The organism is Sutterella faecalis (assembly GCF_006337085.1).
GTDB classification, from domain to species: domain Bacteria; phylum Pseudomonadota; class Gammaproteobacteria; order Burkholderiales; family Burkholderiaceae_F; genus Sutterella; species Sutterella faecalis.
The window spans coordinates 1,372,832-1,391,391 of sequence record NZ_CP040882.1; the positions used below are offsets into that span (position 1 = coordinate 1,372,832).

Genomic DNA, 18,560 nt, shown 5'->3' on the forward strand with positions numbered 1-18,560 from the left:
AAGGCCGTGCTCGCTATTCCACGACCGCTTGACAGGAATAGGCTCAGTGCCTGAAGGCACCAGGCCAGCAATGCCGCCAGCTGCCGCTATAAGGCGCTCGACTAACTCACTGCCCGCAGCTTCGCTCCTGAGCTCGCGCGTTACCGTACTTGGAGCTTGACAAACGTGGGTGGTCCAGAGATTCGACTTGGGTTCCCGCTCCTCAAATCACTTGAGCTTTGCGTATTCGTCAGGATCCACCGGTTCCATCCAGGTTGTTCCCGCACCCGTCGACATGATGGAAAGATGCTGGAACCAGCCGCCATGCTGCGAGCCGTGCCAGTGCTTGACGTTTTCCGGGATCGTTACGGTTGTGCCGGGAAGAATTTCCTTCGGTTCCTCGCCCCAGATCTGATACCAGCCGCGGCCGGAGACGCCGACCAGCACCTGGCAGGACTTCTGATGCGTATGCCAGAAATTAACGACGCCCGGCGCAAAGGTTACGTTCGAGACGCCGAGCGACTGACCTGCGGGCGTGAGAGACGCAAGGAATGTTTGCCCGGTGAAGTATTTCGCGTAGCCGACATTTTCAACGCCGATGGGAAAGACCGTGCCGCCTGCTTCAAGGAGCGAGGCGGAAATCTCTTTGGCCTGAGCTTCCGAAGGCGCCTCGGGTTCCGCGGCGGCCGCTGCAGTACCGACAGTCAGGGCAATAGCCGCAGCGGAGAGTGTGAGGAGGATGTGCTTCATGGTGGTGCTCCAGTAAGTCGTTCTAAAGATGCAGAAAAGCGCCTGCACTTCAGGTTCGAGCTTATTGAGACCCGTCAGCCGTTCTTTGCCGAACTCTCTTGCGGGCTTGCGGCTTTCGATCAAATTCATGGATTTCCGGAGACACTCCTGCAGTAGGTGCGCTTGAACTCCGGAACAGAAGACCTCATGGCAGCAGGCCAACCACCGTATACGCCATAATGATTTTCTGCGAATGAAAATCATTTCTTATTTGTCATGCGAAAACGCTCACTCTCCGCTGCGGCATTCTCTGCACTCCTTTCGGCTTCGCTGCTTGTCGCACAGCCTCTGGCTGCTGAACCAGCCGGCTTTCCGGAATTTTCGCTTCAAGCAACGGACGCCGAACCGGTGCTTCTCGGGAGCGCTGCAACGATCCATTCCCGGATTCTTGATGAAGACCGAACCTTCCTCATGAGAGTGCCGCCCAAAGCAAAGAAGAGCTCTGAGGCTCCCGTCGACCTCACCGTCATCTACATTCTTGACGCCGAAAAGCATTTCGCTTCGGCCGCGGCTTCTGCCGCCTTCTTTGAAGCCTCGCGCATTTCTTCTCTCGGGCCCGCTGTCGTCGTCGGAATCGTCAGCACCGATCGGACGCGAGACTTTACGCCGACGGCGTCGAACGCCAGACGGGACGGCTCGATTGACGAGAAAGCGGCTCTGCTCGGCGGCGGTGCAGACAAATTTCTGGAGTTCCTCACGACCGAACTTCGCGACGCGGCAGAAAAGCGCCTGCCTGCCGGAACGCGCGTCGTGCGCCGCATGCTGATCGGACACTCCTACGGCGGACTCTTCACGCTCCATGCGCTCCTCACGCACCCGGAACGCTTTGACGCCTACGCAGCGCTCGATCCGAGCCTCTGGTGGGACCAGGGGAAGCTCGCAGAATTCGCCCGCCAGCATGGCGCAGCAGGCGCTCAGTCCCTCGCAAAGCCTCCGCAGCTTTACACCGCCTTTGCTTCAAAGCCGAGAAAGGAAAACACCTTCCACCTTTCCGAAGGAAAGCGCTTTCAGGAAGAAACCGCTGTCACGCTCGACAAAGAAGGGATCCGCACTCAAGTCCGCTTCTTCCCCGACGAAGTACACGGCACGGTTGCGCCGCCCGCCATCTTTGATGCGCTCAAGGTTCTTTTCCCGGCAGGGAACGTTCAGAAACCTTCGCCGCAGTGACGAACCTGACTATCGGGACGTTTCGGAGTGATCAGGGAAGCGGATGCTGCGGCGCCCGGTTTTCAATCCAGTCGTCAACCGAGGCAAAAAGACACTCCGAAAAGAGAAGCGTCCGGCCTTCCCGACGCACTTCTCCCATCTGGATCCAGCGGCTCAGAATGCGCGACACGCTCACGCGATTCAGATTGACGAGCTCGCCGATCGTTGAAACCGGGAGTTCAAGAGGGAGCGCATGCCAGCCGTCCTCGCGCGGGAGCGTCCCGGTGATCCGGCAGAGGGACTTTGCGTAGATGACGACGCGCTCCTGAGGCGGCCTCAGGAAGTTGGCCGCCATGCCTTCAAGAAGCGACTCTTCCTTCGCAATGACGTTTCGGATCTCGAGCTTGGCGTATTCAGGTCGCTCCTCAATCGCAAGCGCAAGCACCTCGGGCGGAATCGAGAGCACGCGGCTCTTCTTCAAAGCCCGCGTATAGACATTGCAGCGCGTGCGGATGCTTGCCGTCATGTCTCCCATAACGCGCCCCGGCAGAACAATGGAGAGGATGTACGGCCTGTGATCAAGCGCTTCGGCCGCACAGTAGGCGCAGAGACCATCCTCGAGGAAGAAGAGCCGCTGCGATTCGCCGCCGCGCTTCAATACTTCTCCCTTATTGACCACGCGCAGAGTCCCGTGCTCGCGAAAGAGCTGAACGAAAGGCTCCGGTTCCGCGGGAAGGAAATACGGGTATGTGGTGAAGATCCTGCGCATAATGGGATTGAGGAAGGCATTACATTCCCCATTATCCCATGATAACTATGAGAATTTAGATAGCAATATTCGTCATCATGTTCGAACAAGCGACAGCAGAACTTCATGGATCATCATCCGATAGTCCTTTTGCTCGAATTGATTTTGTATTTTGATTCTGCAACACCCATGTCCGACAGGTAGTAATGGACACTCCGGTTGCTTCCTCGATTTCCCGCCATGTAGCGCCTCGCCGGCGCATCGCACGAACGCGCGACTTTACGTCTTCACCGTAGCGGTACTGATTGACGGAAAGCTGCACCTTAAATTCTCCTGTCTTCCACTTGGCGTGCCAATCTCGCAAAGTGTTGGCTGAGAGATTCAGAATGCGCGAGGCCCGAACATAACCCAGGCCGAGGTCGAAGAGTTCTAGTGCTGCAAGTCTCTTCTCGTCGGAGGCAAAGGCTGGGCGAATTCGTCCTTCTTTTTCGCGTGCCCTAAGCGACTCTTCCGCTGCACGCTTCGTTTTCGTATATGACGTCTTCATGAGAAATCACGGATCGAAAGCGAAAAAAAGCCCGTCTCCCGAAACTCTCTCAGGAAACGGGCTCTATCGAGAGGGTCGTCTGAAGCGGCGAACATCCGCAGATGTCCGCCGCATTCATTGCGACGCGTCTGCTGCCTCTGAAGGAACTTCAGAGGCAGAGCCATTCAGGCTTAGAACGCGTAGCGGACCTGAGCGTTGAACGAATTGTTCATGCGCTCGTCGGAACCGACGCCCAACTTGTAGCTGAGACCGAAGCCCCAGTCGCCGTTCGTAGCGTTGATGCCGAGGGTCGCCTGCACCGGGTTCGAATCGATCACGCGGACCGAAAGGTCGTCGGTGGCGGAGACGCCGTTGATGCCGAGCTTGAGGTCAGCATCCTTGTCGCCGAAGGTCGGAACGACCGAGAGGTCGAACTTCGGAGCAAGGGTCCAGCCGTTGGTTTCGAAGTCAGCCGAGAGGGCAACGCCGACAGGCATCTGGAAGATGTTCTGGTCATCGATGTCGGTCACATAGCCGGCTTCAAAGCCGTCGGTCGAGAGCTGGGTGTAACGGAGACCCACGTGCGGAACGATGTTCACGGCGCCGGCCTTCGTGAGGACTTCACCGCGGACGCCGACCGTAAAGGCATCGGTATCCTGCGAGAACTTCCAGGCGTGGTTGTAGCCGTTGGCCGTCACGTCGTTCGAAGCGCTCATGTAGCCGATGTCGGCCGCAACGTTCCAGATGTCGGCGAAGGTCTTCGAGGCGTAGACCGAGAAGCCGACGAGGTCGGTATCGGTCGAAGCGGCAACGCCCGAGTTCTTGCTGTCCGTATCAGCGGTGCCGATCGTGAGAGCGGCGCCGAGGACGGCATTGCAGGAGAACTGGTAGTCGAGACCGAGGACGCCCGAGTAGATGTCAGAGCTGTAGCCCGCACCGTCAAAGAGCTTCTTGGCTTCGAACTTGCCGCCGTTCACATCGGCCCAGACGTTGACGCCCTGAGCACGCTGCGTGAGGATGCTGTTGCGCGTGGCAACCGTGTCAGCCATCTGGTTGACGGCATCCATCGTGAGCGTCTGAACGCCGGTGGTCGCGCCGAGCGAGGCGACTTCATTGCCGATCTTCGTCACCTGAAGGTCCGTGAGGCCATTGAGCGCCTCATCCTGCAGGAGGTAGCTCATGAAGGCTGCGGACGAAGAAGTCGGATTAGCCGTACCCTGCGTCACTGTCGCCTTCGCAAGACCCATGGTCTTGAGACCAGCAAGGCCCTGCATATCTTCGTCGGCCTTGAGCGCAACTTCGTATGTATTGGCGAGGGTCTCAGAAGCACCCAACGTCAGGATGCGGCCGTAGTCCATCATGAGGTCTGCAGTTCCAGCGCCGGTCACAGACGTTTCAGACGCATAGAACTTGTCGCCGACCTTGGTATTGGCAACGTAAACCACGCTGCCGGAGGCAAGCCTCAAGGCCTCATCAAAGATCGCCGTCTTGCCCGTCACGTCGACATTCTTTGCGTCAACGAGGAGCATGGAACCAGCAGCAACGGAAACACCAGTCAGAGACGAAGTCTGCGTCGCCGCACCCGTAGCCGCCAACGTGCCCGTCAGAGTCTCGTATCCAGTTTCCGTCTTGTTGGAAACATAAAGAACCGACTTGACGATGTTCTTGTCCTGATTGCTTTCCGCAGTCGTATCACCCAGGCTGTAGCCCGTACGATCGAAGAGCGTAGAAGCAGCCGCATTGTCCGTGGTACCCACAGAAACGATCGAACCGCGACCAGCTTCAACCGAAGCGCCGAAAGCAACCTTGCCGACGGCAACCGTCGAGGCTTCCGAAGTCAGGAGCTGACCATCCTTCCAGGCCGGATCCGCGAAAATCGAACCGGAAACAAGTTCACCAGCAACAAGGCTACCGGCGGTTTCATTATCACCGACGGTCACAGCGCCAACGAGCTTGCCAACCGTAGTCGAGCCAAGGACTTCAGCGCCCGTTGCATTCAGCGTACCAGCGACGGAAAGGTTGCCAGTGACATAGAGATCTGCCACGGTGAGGTCGTAAGCCGTACCGCTGGCAGTCTTGCCCATCGTCATGGTGCCGTCGACATCCAGAGACCCGAGCACCGAAGTACCCTGAACATCTAGGGAGGCGGCTTCAGCGACAACCATGTCGCCAGCGCCATTTGAACCGCTTGCAAGCGCACCAATTTCAGCGCCATTGCCGGTCACGACCAGCATCGTGCCGCTGTCAAGCGTAGCGCCGGCAAGAGCGCCGCTGGCCGTCTGAACCAGCTTGCCGGTACCGTTGAGCTTGAGGGTATTCGAAACAACCAGAGACGTTGCCGTGTCGGAAAGCTTGGCGGCAGCATACGAACCAGCAAGAGCGCCGCTCACGCCGGTGACCGTCAGATCCTTCAGTTGATCGAGTTCAACACCGCCAAGGTTCTTGATCGAGTCGTAAGCGATTTCCGAGCCGGAAACCATGGTCGAAAGACCAGATACCCCGACATTGGCAAGCGAAACAAGACCCGTACCGGAAGTCCCGTTGAACTTCTGAGCAAGTTCCGCAATCTTAGTAACATCCAACTCCCCAGCTTCAATGCCGGTGACGTTGACGATACCTTGATTATTGGTCAGACCAGTAAACCCAGAGGCAAGCGTTACACTGCCCGAAACGATTTTAAGACCAACAGCTTCGGCGGAAACATTAAGCTCGCCATCACCAACGCTAAAGCTGCTACCCGAAGCGTTGGCGAGAGCCTTGCTGATCGTAAGCGTACCGCCGCTGACATTCATGTTCGCGCCGGAAACCAGCTTCAGGGTATCGATTCCAACAACGGCGTTGTCATCGATCGTAGCGGTAGATCCGGAAGCCATATCGAGGCCAGCAAGGGTCAGCTTGGCATCACCGTTAACCTCAACCGTGTGACCGCTATCTCCCTGCTGAGCCTGAACAGTGATCGTCCCGAAGGTATAGTCGCCAGCCGTGAAGGCAATATTCACAGCTCCCGACTGACCGCCAACACTCGCGTTCCCGGTGTAGTCCTTACCAGCGACCTGGAATTTGCCGCCTGCGAACGTAACATCACCATCAGCAAACGCAATGCTGCCGGAGTTGACGACGCTTTCGTTCGTGATGTTGAAGACGCCGGTTTTGTTGATGGTCAGCGTGTCAAACTTGAGGTGACCTTCAAGGGCATTGGAATTATTCAGCACGAGAATCTGCGTATTCAGCGTACCTTCGACAGTAATCGAAGCGGCTTTAGCTACGCCTGTGTTGCTGAACGTTGCACCTTCCTTGACAGTAAGAGTTTCAGTATTAAATACCGAGCTCTTACCTTCAGACCACTGACCACCGGAAGTCGTGAACTCACCTGCCTTCAGCGTGAGCGAAGTCACATCCATCTTGCCGGTATTGGAGGAAGCCTTGACGCCTTCAACGGTCAGATTACCGCCCGACACCGTACCCGCATTGACAAGAGTGCCGACAGTTGTGTTGCCGCCCGAAACCGTGTAGGTGCCGCTCGCCGCGACATTGAGCGTGCCGTCGACATCAAGCATGCCGGCTTCAGACTTCGTGAGGGTAGAACCCTTGCCGATCGTCACATCGCCGAGCACCGTCATCTTGGCGCCGGAGGCAACCGAAAATTCACCGTTGCCGGTCGTCGTCAGAGCGCCTGAAGCAGCAGCTCCGCTGGCTTCTACGTAACGATCCGTGTAATCCTTGGTGGTAAGCGTAACGCTCTGAATCGTCACGGTGGCGCCCGACTGCGCAACAACCTTCGTTCCTGCAGCAGAGTTGGCAGCAGAGCGATTGATGACGAGATCACCGACGTTGGCGGTAGCACCCGAGGCAACGGTCAGAACAGTCGCTTCCGTACCAGCGGTAGCGGAAGACGCAGCCGCGCCACTGGCCAGCTTATTGACTGCAGCCTGCGTCGTCACATCGACAGAACCGATGCCCGTTGCAAAATTGACGGTACCGGCATTCACGTTGATGGCGCCGACGAAGGATTCTGTCGAGCCATTCACATTGACGGTGCCTTTGCCGTTGAATTCAAGCGTATTGTTGCCATTGCCCGCGGCGATGGAGTCCAGACCCGCTTCAGCAGCACCGGTTTCGCCGATATTCACAACGCGGCGGTCAGCAGCATTGATCACAAGGGTGGAGTAGCCCTGAAGATAAGCAAAGCCGCCCATATCTTCATAACGATCTCCGAGAGCGGTTGCTCCGGGAACCAGAGTCGTACCCTGACCAGCCTTGTTGCCGGCATAGGTGACATCTTCTGTTGCATCAAGCGTCAGGGATGTAGTGCTACCACTCTGGGCCCAAAGGCGAATCGCACCGCCGAACCCTTCCGTCTGATTATTCGTAAAGGAAGCGTTCGTGAGGGTAATCGTCGAATTGTCAAGAGTAACCGCACCGCCCTTGCCGGCTGACTTATTGCCATTAAACGTCAGATTCTGGATCTGGATGGCCGTACTGCCGCCGGAAACCTTGCTGATGTAAAGTGCACCAAAATCCTTACCGGTTTCAGAAACGTAGCCTGAGAAGTCCTTGCCATTCCAAACCTTGGACCCCGAGGCCTCCTCGGCAGTGATCTCCTCGCTCGTTGTAACCGTGACCGTAGTTTTGGCAGTCTCAGTGGCATCAGCGGCAATAGCAGAGCCGGCAACACCAGCCATCACGGCAGCGACAGCAGCCGCGACGACGGTCTTTACTGTCTTGCCCTGATAAGAAGAGGCCTTTTCGCTCGTCACGACTGTGCCGCGAGTAAGCGAGCGGGCCACCTTGAAAGTCTTATTCATTCTTTAAATCTCCAAGAGAGAATCTGTTTCTTCCTTTCCCTGAGTGGGTGCAGGAAAAGGATCAGCGTGCAAAAGCACTTTGCTGATCCTAAGAATTTCCTCTGGAGGGGGGGGGGGGTAGAAACCCTTATATTTGAAAAATTGCCTTTGTTTTACCTACTGTTCTGAACATTACAAATATGGAGTAAAAACCCTATATTGCCATTGTTGGCAAGGAACCACGAGCAAAATCACCAGGGCGTAAAGCACGTCAGGAGTGTTACGGCCGCATCTGGATTCAGATAGTTAAAAATCTTGTTCTCATCTGAAAAAGTCAGCAATACACCAATGGCTGTCGTCTGAAGCAGCAGCCAACTGGCCAGACCGCCTAGCGCCAAACCAGACGAATCGCGCGCCTCTATCCTGACCCATTTCACAATCAAAAGGAAAGCTACCAGTGAAGCGGCCACGGTGGAATCACAGATGTACCGAATGAGTACTCCGGCATTGTTGTATGCGAAATAACTAATAATCAGTGTGACAACAATCGACCCTGCAGCCAGCCACAGTAGTTTTTTGTCGCTATTTTTTCGGCACTCAAAGAAGGCCAGCAGAAATCCAAGAAACAGCGGTATCTGAAGCATTCCGGCATGAGGACCGCTGTAGAGATAATTTCCCGCATTATCCGCCGGCGGGTTTGCCAAGCCGATGAATGGAAATTCCCTCAGCGTTTCAAATGGCTCGAGGAAGAAGGCATTCACCATACCTGCAAGATTTCTTAAAGACATCACCTGCTCGTTGGCTTGAATGTTTGTCACCGTAAACTGCAGATACTGACCAAACTCAAGGATATTTCCAAAGCGGGCGTAGTTGTAATACATCACCCCCGCCGCCCCAATAATTACTGGCGTCCCGATGACTAAGATGTCGCCTGCCAGAGATCTGAGAGAAGACTGCTTCTCTTTTACCTGCCTCCATAGCGGCGGAAGAGCAAAGACCATGGCGAAAAGAACTACCAACGGCCTCGATAGAACGATAAGAACTACGCTTAGCCCGGCAACTGCAAGCAGCATGCGCCGGAACAATGGCGTATCCGCCTGGGTACTGGCATAGAGCGCCGCAATAAAAACACTCAGCCACAGGTATGCGCTCAAATAAGGAAGATAGTAAAAAGTGACCGATGCCTGCAGCATCGTGGTCAATGTGCCTCCTGTTAGAACTGCACCCTCTGCAAGAAGAAAAAGAAGCAAATTAGGCTTCAAATCAAAGAAGCGCACCAATGCTTGCATCGCCCAATAAAGTGCCAGCAATGCCCAGAATGCCAAGATTCCGGCGGCGAGCGCCGGCAAAGGTAACTCCCCCGTAAGCAGCCATACCGGCAGATAAGCCGTAAGGAGTGGTGCAGGCCCAAAATAGCAATAGTACTTTCCGTCTTTCCAGGCGTGATCCCAGTAGTAATTCACGCCGGCTGCCGCACGTTCGCTTGCATCATACGGGTTCTTGAGCTTCAAAAGCCCGGGATCAGAATCAAGCTGAAGATGGAACTGCCCGGCATGGAATGCGCTGAAGAGCTGCGTATAGATGTCCGCTTTAGCGAGAGACTCTCCAACTGGAAGAGGCTGCGCAAGCTGACCATCTTCACTAGTGAGCTGCAGTATGGACCCGTTGGTAAAAATGAAGCTCTTTTCACCCTTAGCGTTGCCTTCCCAGCTTGTCACTGCAAAAGATAACGAGACAACTGCAAGGAGAACCAAGAAAGATAAGCCCTGATGGAGTCTGCTTGCCTTGTCAAAATTTTCTCTCCAAAGACTCATGGATACAGCTGCCGCACTCGCCATCAGACAGAAAGCTGTAAGCCAGAAGCGCAACCACGAAATCTCCAACTGCCTTGTCGGGTTGAAAAGAAGCTGTGTAATCAGAATGTTGCCCTGGGAGGGAGATAACGCACGAATCGCGAAATTCTGAATATTTCCCTTCGGCACAATCTCGGCCCGCGCGCAGTTTCTGCTTCCCCCTGGATTCAGCACAGCCGTAGCTGCAGGCACCAATTGATGCGTATTCACGGCATCCGTGAAATAGATGCCGAACTTCTGAATTCCCGGAGCTCCCATCGCGCAGATCTCTACCGAATTAGCGTTGAGACTAACTCGAGAAAGCGATGCGGTTGGCTGCGTCTCAGTCAGCAGCACTCCTTTCTGTCCATCTGCAGCTTGCGGCAGAGTAACTTCCTGCTGCGGCAACTGCGGCATGAACCAGTACGCGTGATTGAAAACAAAAAATTCCAATAAAACAGCAAGTAGAAAGGCTATTGCCAGAGCAAAAGGCGTGCGCAGCTTTTTTTCCCGGAGAGCTTGGCTAACGATCATTTGCCAGTCTCCCTCAGCCCAAGCTGATAAAGCATGTTGAGATCTATTTCAAAGTTCTGCCGGTCCTTTTTCGTAATGGTGTCAAGAATTAAGCCGCAAACAAACGAAAGCAGTGAGAAGAGCGCAAGGAAGCAGGCGGCAATAAATGTCGGCAACCTCGGCACCAATCCTGTTCTCATATACTCTTCGAGCACGGGCCACAGGAACCCGAGCCCTATCAACAGCAGCAGCCCGGACAGCATCGAGAAGAAAAGCATCGGACGGTAATCCTTGAAAAGAAGAAAGATCGTCCAGAGCACCTTGATGCCGTCGCGAAAGGTTGAAAGCTTTGAAAAACTCCCTTCAGGCCGATCCCGGTATGTAATCGGCATGGATTCAATTCCGAGATTCTTGTCGAGCGCATGGATGGTCATTTCCGTCTCCACCTCAAACCCCCTTGAGAGCACAGGGAATGACTTGACGAAAAGCGGGCTGAATGCCCGGTAACCCGTCATGATGTCGAGCACTGGCTTCCTGCCGCGCAGGAAGAGCATGTTGATGAGGCGTCTGACAAGAACGTTGCCGCTATTGTGGAAGGGGCGCTTATTTTCCGTAAAGTAAGTTGAAGACAGTCGGTCTCCAAGCACCATATCCACATGATCCCGAAGAACTCGACGCACCATTGCCGGTGCGGCTTCTGCCGGATATGTATGTATCTGGACTATGGGTATAAAAATCCCGCGTAAGCGGGATGCTTTTTATTCAGCGCCGGCAGCCGCCGGGGCCGGCGGCTTGAGGCATAGCTCAGAATAGCCTTCAGTCTGCCGACTGATGCTTCTTCCACTCCCAGGGGAGCCACGGCGTCAGGTCGAAGTCTTCGAGCAGCGCTTTCATGTCCCACTTCTGGATCTTCTTGTACGGGTCCTTGCCTTCCCGGTAGGCCTTCGTCCAGCCCTTTGCATAGGCATGCCGGAATGCGGCCGCGCTATATGCGTTCAGCCACTTTTCGAGGTCGATGTCGTTCAGCTTCGCCGTCTCCGCCATCGAGATGCAGGTTGCCACTGCATCCGCCCCTTCCACGGTCTGCATAAAGTTCTGGTTCTTGCGCAGAATCGCAACCGGCCGGATGGCCCGCTCCACCGTGTTCGTTTCGAGGGGGATGCGGCCGTCCTTCAAAAACTGCTTCAGGCTTTCACGCCGGTTCATCCAGTAGACGACGGCTTCGGCCATCCGCGAATTAAATTTCTTCGAGAATTTTCCGTTTTTCTCCAGCGCCAGCTTTTCTGCCAGACCTGCGTAAAGCTTGTCCACGGCATCAAGCACCGGCTTTGAGTAAGTTTCGCGATGCTTCTGAATGCGTGCCTCATGCTCTTCGGCGGTCTCGTCCTCAAGGCGTTCTGCAACTTCCTTTTCGTACTGGAAAATAAGCTGAATGCCGCTCAGGATGGAGAGCATCTGTGCTTCCGGAGCCGCATCAAGCGCGCGCTTCCCGATCCGCTCGGCGCGTTCTTCCGGCGTGAGCTTCTCGAGTTCCGAGAGGTACTGCTTGCACGTAACGGCTTCATAGGCTTCACGACGGGCATGCACGAGACAACTCTGCCTGAGCACTCCCTTGAGTACCGTTTCCGCCAGAGCATCGTATCCGGCATAGCCGTCGACGACGATGGCATCCATCCGGCCCTTCAGCGACTCAAGGCGCTTGCCGATATCCTCGGCTCTTCTGGAGCCGAGCGTGGAAAACCAGATGAAGGGCGTCGGACTGTCCGTTTGGGTTCCCACGGTAAAGACGTAGGTCTGCGAGCTTGTCTTCGTCTTGTCCGCGTAAGCGCCGCGGCCTTCGCTTTCCAGAATGTCGTATCGGGTTTCATCGGCCAGAAACACGCGGTCGCCGCAGTTTCCGACGATGTGCTCCATCAGCGGCCTGAGGTAGATATCCGCCCAGGCGTAGAGATTCTCAAAGAGCGTGTTCGAGCCGAGCTTCAGGCGGCTGAACATCATGTTCTCAAGCCGGTTGATCGGCAGGCCGTTGTTGAGCAGCTTCACGGCTTCGGCAAGGCAGTTCATGGAGACGGTGCGCTCCGGCTTCACGGGAAACTGCATGTGCTCCGGGAATACGGGGTGCACGGTGCGGCACTTCTCGCAATACTGAAGTTCGATCTGATTCTGCTGTCTTTCAAAGCGATCCTGCACGGCCTGAGTAACCGCAACAAGCTTCGCCACCTGTTCTCCGAGGTTTTTGAGCCTGCCGCTGCAGTGCGGGCAGCTGTCCGAAGCGCCTTTTCCCGGGGTGCGGAGCACTTCCGGAAGGTCGCTTTTGGATTTCTGCCGTCCGCGCACCTTCTCGTCAGCCGCTTCCTCCTCCTTTTCTTCATCAGAGGCTTTTTCGGCCGTCTTCTTTTCGTTCTCAGGCTTAGCCGGCTCCTCAGTCTTCTGAGGCTGCCGTGCCAGAGTGATCTTTGTCATGAGCGCCTGCGGAGTGACGGTCTCTTCGGCTTCTTCGCCGGACTTCGCTTCCGGCTTCTCATTCGCAAAAGCCTTGTCCTGCTCGTCCTGCAGCGCGGTAATGGCCGCCTGAGCCTTCTGCGCCTGCCGAATGCCCTGCTGAATGGCTTTGATGTCCGCCTGGATGCTTCCCTGGTTCTTTTTGACTTCCGCGAGTTCAGGCGTGAGCTTTTCCCCGCCCTTTCCGAAGGCGAGTTCGCGGAACGTCTCCGCATTGCGCGCTTCGGCTACGAGCTTCTGCACGCACTTCAGGAGATCATCCCAGAGCTTCAGATTGGCCTGCGGATCCAGACTCAGATTGCGCTCCACGTCAAGGCGCATGCCGTGAATCAGCGGGGCGACTTCCATAAGAAAGGCCGCAGCCGCGGCGTACTTCTTCTCGGAGAGATCCAGCCGAATTTCCGTCTCTTTGGCATAAGCCTTCGCTGCAGATGCCGCTTTTTCGGCTTCTTCGGCCTTGCGCTCTGCCGACTGAGCCTTACGCTCCGCTGTCTCTGCTTTTCTCTCAGCAGCCTCAGCCTGCTGCCGGGATTCCTGCAGCAGGGCAATCAGTTTTTCGCGGGGAAGAGCAGAGAGATCGACGGACATGGAATACAGGGGGAATCGGTGTTGGAACAGGGGTAATTTTACCCGTTTTCCGATCCTGTAAAAAACTCTCTTTCCCTACTGGCAGTAGCTTAAACGGCCATTTATAAGCGTTCTGAGAGCATCAGTATTCCGGAGGTCTTTTTGCCTTCCGCACTCCTTTGCAGACTCACTGAGCGGCGCTTCCCGCACACTCTGCATGATATTGAATGCGTCGCATTTTCACTTTTCACTGTTGTCTAAAAACGAACTCAACCAATTGATTTACATCAATTTTTGAGCATCCCTTGTCTCTCAACCTGCAGATTTTCTCCATCGAGGTAAGCCATCAGTTCCTCAGGCGTAATGGGTGCCGCAGCAGGTCCGGAAGCCCGCATCAGGAACTTTGCAAACCTGCCCGAATTCAGGCGCCGAACTACCATGCATGCCCCATGCTCATCCCAGAAGACGATCTTGCAGACCTTGCGGTTGCGGGAGACGAAGACAACGTAGTCATTGCCTTCGGCAACAGGAATGCCGAGGAGCGATTCAGCCATGAACGTCAGGGTGGAAAGGCCGTTGCGGCCGTCAACCGGCGTGGCGACGAGCGTCGTTTTGCGCGAGGCGAAATCAATGATCATGTCCGCACTCCTGCCGCCTGCATCATCCCGATTGCCATAAGCTCGGGAGATTCAGATCTAAACTCGAGCAATGACCCGTTTGGCAGAATCAGCCGTACCTCCCGTGCCACAAGGCCGGAGGGATGGGAAATCCGTTTAACCGGGATATTGCGTCCGACTTTAGTCGCGACCTTGCGCGGCGTCACAGCGGGAAGGGTAGCCACGGCCACGGTGCCGATCTGCGAAGCAGCCGAACGTTCAGCCGCTGCAGACTCCAAAAGACGCTCAATCTCCTTGAACTTTCGATAAAGCGTAGTAAGACAAGGCGTCTCGTCGGGGAAGAAGCATTTGAAGCGGGTCTTATGGAAGTCAATGCGGGTAAGGCCGGTTGCCTTCCAGGCGTCGTATGCCCTGCGCCAGTTGGGACTGATCATGAGATCCTCCTGAATGGGAACGACCTCAAGTTTCCCCGAAAGTATTTCAGCCCGCTCTACCTATAGTCCAGTTACGCAAGACTCGCTGCGGACTGGCGAGGCACAAACTTGCCGTCAATGATGTGCCCAATGACCGGCCCGTTCACCGGGCGCGGGTTGCAGCCGGGCTTGCATATGGAAGCCCGACGACTGTGAACCGCATAGCGCTTGGCGCCATTGCTGCCGCTGTCGATGACAACGGTATTGCGCGGTCTCGGAACCTTGCGGATGTGCTCAGGAACGGCCATGAAAATATCCTTGATAATATCATATATTATAGTTCCAATCACTATAGAAATCAATGTTCTCGGATTAATTTTCAAGGTCAAAAAGCAGTTCCAGGCCGGATTTCGGACATGAAAAAAGCCCCAGAAATGAAGGAAACTCATCTGAGGCTTGCACGAAATTTCAATTTGTTGATTTTTAAGAATTCTTCATAGTGTGAAGATCTGAGGTTCTTTTAATTGAGGGCAGGAGGCCGGCTCCAACAAGCACCTCTCTGCCCTCAAGATATACGTTGAGCCTTCAAACGGTCACTTGACTGTTGCGGCAGCTTTCGATGTGGTCTCCCAGTCCTTCGGATCCCCGTCGTAATAGATGGATCCCATGCGGGGGAAGTCGCCGTCGCCGGCCCGTTTTTGAAGGAGCGGCTCGAGGAGCTCCATGAGGTGGTCGCCGCGTGCTTTAAGACTGTTTTTTTCGGCACTGGCCGTGCAGCGCGCCTTCCATTCTTCAGCGTGATCGAAAAGCTCATAGAGCGCATCCGCCCACGGGCGGCACTCTTCTTCTGTAGGGAGCGTGAGCCACTTTTCGGATTCATCCACGCCGCCCACGGATTCTGGTGCATCGAGCGTGATGCCGCCTTCGCCGATCGCCTCAGGCAGCCCGCCGCTCTTCGAGCCCAGCACGGGAATGCCGTTCATGGTTGCTTCCGTTGCAACGCGGCCCCAGCTCTCATACCAGAGAGAAGGCGCGAGGAGCACCTTCGTCGTCGCGTAGATTTCGGACACGTTGAAGGTCGATTCGCGGATGACGATGTTGTGGAAAGTCTGGTTCGAAAATGCGGATCCCGTCTCGCCGCCCGGTTTTTTGAGCGCCCGCAGCGCATCCGCAAACTTCTGGCGCGTTTCAACGATCATGAAGGGAATGTCGGGGCGCTCCTTGTTCGCCATCAGAATCAGCCGCGCGACGACTGCTACGCCCTTGGCGAAGGCCGGATTGATGAAGGTGACCGTCTGAGGATTGCAGGTTTTCGCAACCACGAGTTCCGGGTTGATGAAGTTCCCGACGGGATGAACAGTGAGGCCGTCCGCGTCTTTGTAGAGCTTCGCCGTCGACTTGGAGTCCGTGATGACGAGGTCATGAAGCGGGAAGCGGTAGTGATGGTGGTTGCCGTTGCAGACCACGTAGACGGTTGGGATTCCGAAGAGCCGCGCCTCCATCCACATCGAGCGGCAGAGCGGATCGCAGCCGTAGCCGATTACGAGATCGGGCTTGAAGGTTCGCAGAATCTGCGTGTATTCATTGAGGAACGCGTTGGATTCGTCATAGGTCATTTCGCTCCAGGCAGTGGAGTGAAAACCCGTGAAGAACCAGTGCGTCATTGGGATTTCACCGCCCGCTGAATAGTCCTTGTTGACAAGAAGCTTCTTGCCCTCGTTTTCTGCAATCTGCTCAGCAAGGTTCGGGATGCGCGCAACGCCTGAGGGATTATCGAAAATGCCGCCGCCGATGGAGGCGACCTGAAGACCGCGGCGGGCAAGCTCCTGCATCATCGAGTAGCACTGCATGGAGGCGCCATTGCTCACGTCGAAAAGCGTCTGAGGACAGGCGAAAAGAATCCGGGCCGGACGAGTGGAAGTCATGGATCTGGAAGATGAAGAAAAGACAAGGGAGCGCCGAAGAGGAGCCTTCGTCCTCTGAGGACCGCTCCGCCTTCTGCTTTCTGAAAGACTCCCGGACGCCTGAAGCCCACTATGCACCCGGGTAAACCTTCGTGTGGAGGGAAAATTCTAACAGCTCGCCTAGGCGCATCAGCGAAGTGGAGCCTCTCGGCTTTCGGAGCGCTGTTTACGCCTGGGTTTTCAAATCATGATCTAGCGCAAAGAGGCATGGCATAAACTGCATATCCTCCGTTTTTGCAAAAGAGGAATAAAAGAACCTCAGATCTTCACACTATGAAGAATTCTTAAAAATCAACAAATTGAAATTTCGTGCAAGCCTCAGATGAGTTTCCCTCATTTCTGGGGCTTTTTTCATGTCCGAAATCCGGCCTGGGACTGCTTTTTGACCTTGAAAATTAATCCGAGAACATTGATTTCTATAGTGATTAGAACTATAATATATGATATTATCAATGATATTTCCATGGCCGTTCCAGAGCACATCCGCAAGGTTCCGAGACCGCGCAATACCGTTGTCATCGACAGCGGCAGCAATGGCGCCAAGCGCTATGCGGTTCACAGTCGTCGGGCTTCCATATGCAAGCCCGGCTGCAACCCGCGCCCGGTGAACGGGCCGGTCATTGGGCACATCATTGACGGCAAGTTTGTGCCTCGCCAGTCCGCAGCGAGTCTTGCAGAAGACGGTCCCGACTATCTCTCTTACGGGGCCGCAGCACTGCTTCACGACGAACTTCGAGGGCTCGACGATGAGCTCTTCAAGGTCTACGACGTCAAGGACGCCTGCATGATTCTTGCGCTCGCCTTGCTCCGCATTGAGCACAAGGGCATCAAGATCTCCCGCTGCCGTCAGCATTACGAAAAGTCCTTCATCTCGGTTTTCTACCCCGGACTGCCTCTCTCTGAGAACACCATCAGCAAGTTCCTGAACCTGCTCGGCCAGGACGCCGGCAAGATGAATGCCTTCATCACCGCACGGCTCGCCGCCGTCTGCAGGGATCACCACATCATCATTGATGGAACGCTCAAGCAGAACACAAGCATCGTCAATGATTTGTCTGCCTTCTCAAGAAAGGCTCGCGTCAAGGGCTGCAAAGAGATTTCCGTCCTCTACGCCTATGACCTTGAAGCACAGGAACCCTTGTGCGCACAGGTCTATCCGGGCAATATGATCGACGCCCGCGCCTACAGCTCATTCGTTTCGGAAAACAAAATCGAACGAGGCGTCCTGATCACGGACAAGGGATTCCCTCCCAAGGCAATTGAAGGCCTGCTCCGAAAGCATGAAGGGCTTCATTTCCTCACGCCGCTGAAGCGCTCGGACAAGAAGATTGCAGAGAACGCCATGCTCGATTTCGAGGATTGTCTGCGCGGCATTGATAAGCGCATCCGCTGCAAAAAGGTAAAGATGGGAAACGGGCGCTTCCTCTACTCCTTCAGGGATTCGTGGAAGGCTCAGGCGGAAGACAACTCCTTCATGGACCGCCAGCGCAGGAGCGATTCATACGACAAGAAGAACTACGATGAGCATTGCGGCTCGTATGGAACAATCGTCTTTGAGTCGGATCTCGACATGACGTGCGCTGAGGTCTACGCATGCTACGAACAGCGCTGGCAGCTTGAGATGTTCTTCGATGTTTACAAGAACAGCCTTGATTTCGGCGTAACCCGGGTCCAGTCCGACTACTCCGTCCGCGGATCCGAATTCGTAGACCTCATTGCCTCCATCCTGACATCCCGCATTGTGAAGCGCATGTCGAAGGCAGGAGTACTCGACAATGCAACATTCGGGGATGTCATGGACTCGCTCAGAACGTGCTGGCGCAATCGCAAGGCGCCGCGGGAGAGCCTGCCGCAGGTTGATGACGAATACTGGAATCGTCTGCTGAAGTGCGATGGAGAGCTGCTGGCGGCTTTGGAGCTCGCCTTGCCCGGCAAAGACAAAGCGCCGGATCCGAAAAAACGCGGCCGGCCGCGCAAAAAACCGGAACAGACGGAGGCACAGGAAGTAAACCCCCAGCCGAAGCGCAAGCCGGGGCGCCCCAGAGTTCGGCCGATCATCTATGGGCCTCCTCGCCCAAGAGGTCGCCCTCGAAAGGAACGCTCTTCCGGCTCACTATAGTGGGAAGAATTGAGGTTCTTTTAGAGGAATAATGAATTTCCTTAGATTTCTATTGAAGAAA

Annotated in this window: 12 protein-coding genes and 1 pseudogene; 2 read left to right on the forward strand and 11 right to left on the reverse strand. The window is 55.3% G+C overall.

What is annotated here, in order from left to right; translation table 11 throughout:
* Window positions 1-207 precede the first annotated feature (207 nt).
* Complete coding sequence (locus tag FG381_RS12755) at window positions 208-858, reverse strand: cupin domain-containing protein (RefSeq protein WP_226960377.1); 651 nt, start codon at window positions 856-858, stop codon at window positions 208-210.
* A 126-nt stretch (window positions 859-984) separates the two neighbouring features.
* Here FG381_RS12755 and FG381_RS05555 point away from each other — a divergent pair, with 126 nt between their 5' ends.
* A complete protein-coding gene (locus FG381_RS05555) occupies window positions 985-1,935 on the forward strand; it encodes an alpha/beta hydrolase (protein ID WP_139687908.1) in 951 nt (316 codons plus the stop codon).
* A gap of 31 nt (window positions 1,936-1,966) precedes the next feature.
* Here the strand turns inward: FG381_RS05555 and FG381_RS05560 are convergent, their stop codons facing one another.
* The 10 genes and pseudogenes from FG381_RS05560 to FG381_RS05605 form a co-directional block, all read right to left on the reverse strand.
* Window positions 1,967-2,683, reverse strand: a complete 717-nt coding sequence (locus FG381_RS05560; protein WP_139687909.1) for a Crp/Fnr family transcriptional regulator — start codon at window positions 2,681-2,683, stop codon at window positions 1,967-1,969.
* A 103-nt stretch (window positions 2,684-2,786) separates the two neighbouring features.
* Entirely contained in the window at window positions 2,787-3,209 is a 423-nt protein-coding gene (locus FG381_RS05565) for a helix-turn-helix domain-containing protein (protein WP_139687910.1), read from the reverse strand.
* A gap of 170 nt (window positions 3,210-3,379) precedes the next feature.
* Entirely contained in the window at window positions 3,380-7,993 is a 4,614-nt protein-coding gene (locus tag FG381_RS05570) for an autotransporter domain-containing protein (RefSeq protein WP_139687911.1), read from the reverse strand.
* 230 nt (window positions 7,994-8,223) lie between these two features.
* Entirely contained in the window at window positions 8,224-10,338 is a 2,115-nt protein-coding gene (locus FG381_RS05575; protein ID WP_139687912.1) for a hypothetical protein, read from the reverse strand.
* Window positions 10,335-10,973 (reverse strand): glycosyltransferase family protein, encoded by a 639-nt coding sequence (locus FG381_RS05580; protein WP_165697843.1) that lies wholly within the window; start codon window positions 10,971-10,973, stop codon window positions 10,335-10,337. The genes FG381_RS05575 and FG381_RS05580 overlap by 4 nt, the downstream gene beginning before the upstream one ends.
* A gap of 160 nt (window positions 10,974-11,133) precedes the next feature.
* Window positions 11,134-13,407: an IS66 family transposase gene (locus tag FG381_RS05585; RefSeq protein ID WP_139687004.1), complete on the reverse strand. Its 2,274-nt coding sequence runs from the start codon at window positions 13,405-13,407 to the stop codon at window positions 11,134-11,136.
* Between the two features lie 266 nt (window positions 13,408-13,673).
* Window positions 13,674-14,024, reverse strand: a complete 351-nt coding sequence (gene tnpB, locus FG381_RS05590) for an IS66 family insertion sequence element accessory protein TnpB (protein ID WP_139687005.1) — start codon at window positions 14,022-14,024, stop codon at window positions 13,674-13,676.
* Complete coding sequence (locus tag FG381_RS05595; RefSeq protein WP_139687006.1) at window positions 14,021-14,437, reverse strand: hypothetical protein; 417 nt, start codon at window positions 14,435-14,437, stop codon at window positions 14,021-14,023. Before FG381_RS05595 ends, tnpB begins: the two co-directional genes overlap by 4 nt.
* A 92-nt stretch (window positions 14,438-14,529) precedes the next feature.
* Window positions 14,530-14,724, reverse strand: a pseudogene (locus tag FG381_RS12760) (transposase); the annotation flags it as partial.
* Between the two features lie 285 nt (window positions 14,725-15,009).
* Window positions 15,010-16,341: a glycosyltransferase gene (locus FG381_RS05605; RefSeq protein WP_139687915.1), complete on the reverse strand. Its 1,332-nt coding sequence runs from the start codon at window positions 16,339-16,341 to the stop codon at window positions 15,010-15,012.
* A 502-nt stretch (window positions 16,342-16,843) separates the two neighbouring features.
* Between FG381_RS05605 and FG381_RS05610 the strand changes: the two genes are divergently transcribed.
* On the forward strand, window positions 16,844-18,499 hold the full coding sequence (locus tag FG381_RS05610; RefSeq protein WP_165697844.1) for a transposase: 1,656 nt from the start codon (window positions 16,844-16,846) through the stop codon (window positions 18,497-18,499).
* Window positions 18,500-18,560 lie beyond the last annotated feature (61 nt).

What these genes read in the sequence shown, in the direction of transcription:
- FG381_RS05595 (WP_139687006.1), bottom strand. Translation starts at nt 14,437, where the DNA reads ATGATCAGTCCCAACTGGCGCAGGGCATACGACGCCTGGAAGGCAACC.
- FG381_RS05605 (WP_139687915.1), bottom strand. Translation starts at nt 16,341, where the DNA reads ATGACTTCCACTCGTCCGGCCCGGATTCTTTTCGCCTGTCCTCAGACG.
- tnpB (WP_139687005.1), bottom strand. Translation starts at nt 14,024, where the DNA reads ATGATCATTGATTTCGCCTCGCGCAAAACGACGCTCGTCGCCACGCCG.
- FG381_RS12755 (WP_226960377.1), bottom strand. Translation starts at nt 858, where the DNA reads ATGAATTTGATCGAAAGCCGCAAGCCCGCAAGAGAGTTCGGCAAAGAA.
- FG381_RS05555 (WP_139687908.1), top strand. Translation starts at nt 985, where the DNA reads ATGCGAAAACGCTCACTCTCCGCTGCGGCATTCTCTGCACTCCTTTCG.
- FG381_RS05565 (WP_139687910.1), bottom strand. Translation starts at nt 3,209, where the DNA reads ATGAAGACGTCATATACGAAAACGAAGCGTGCAGCGGAAGAGTCGCTT.
- FG381_RS05610 (WP_165697844.1), top strand. Translation starts at nt 16,844, where the DNA reads ATGGCCGTTCCAGAGCACATCCGCAAGGTTCCGAGACCGCGCAATACC.
- FG381_RS05585 (WP_139687004.1), bottom strand. Translation starts at nt 13,407, where the DNA reads ATGTCCGTCGATCTCTCTGCTCTTCCCCGCGAAAAACTGATTGCCCTG.
- FG381_RS05575 (WP_139687912.1), bottom strand. Translation starts at nt 10,338, where the DNA reads ATGATCGTTAGCCAAGCTCTCCGGGAAAAAAAGCTGCGCACGCCTTTT.
- FG381_RS05570 (WP_139687911.1), bottom strand. Translation starts at nt 7,993, where the DNA reads ATGAATAAGACTTTCAAGGTGGCCCGCTCGCTTACTCGCGGCACAGTC.
- FG381_RS05560 (WP_139687909.1), bottom strand. Translation starts at nt 2,683, where the DNA reads ATGCGCAGGATCTTCACCACATACCCGTATTTCCTTCCCGCGGAACCG.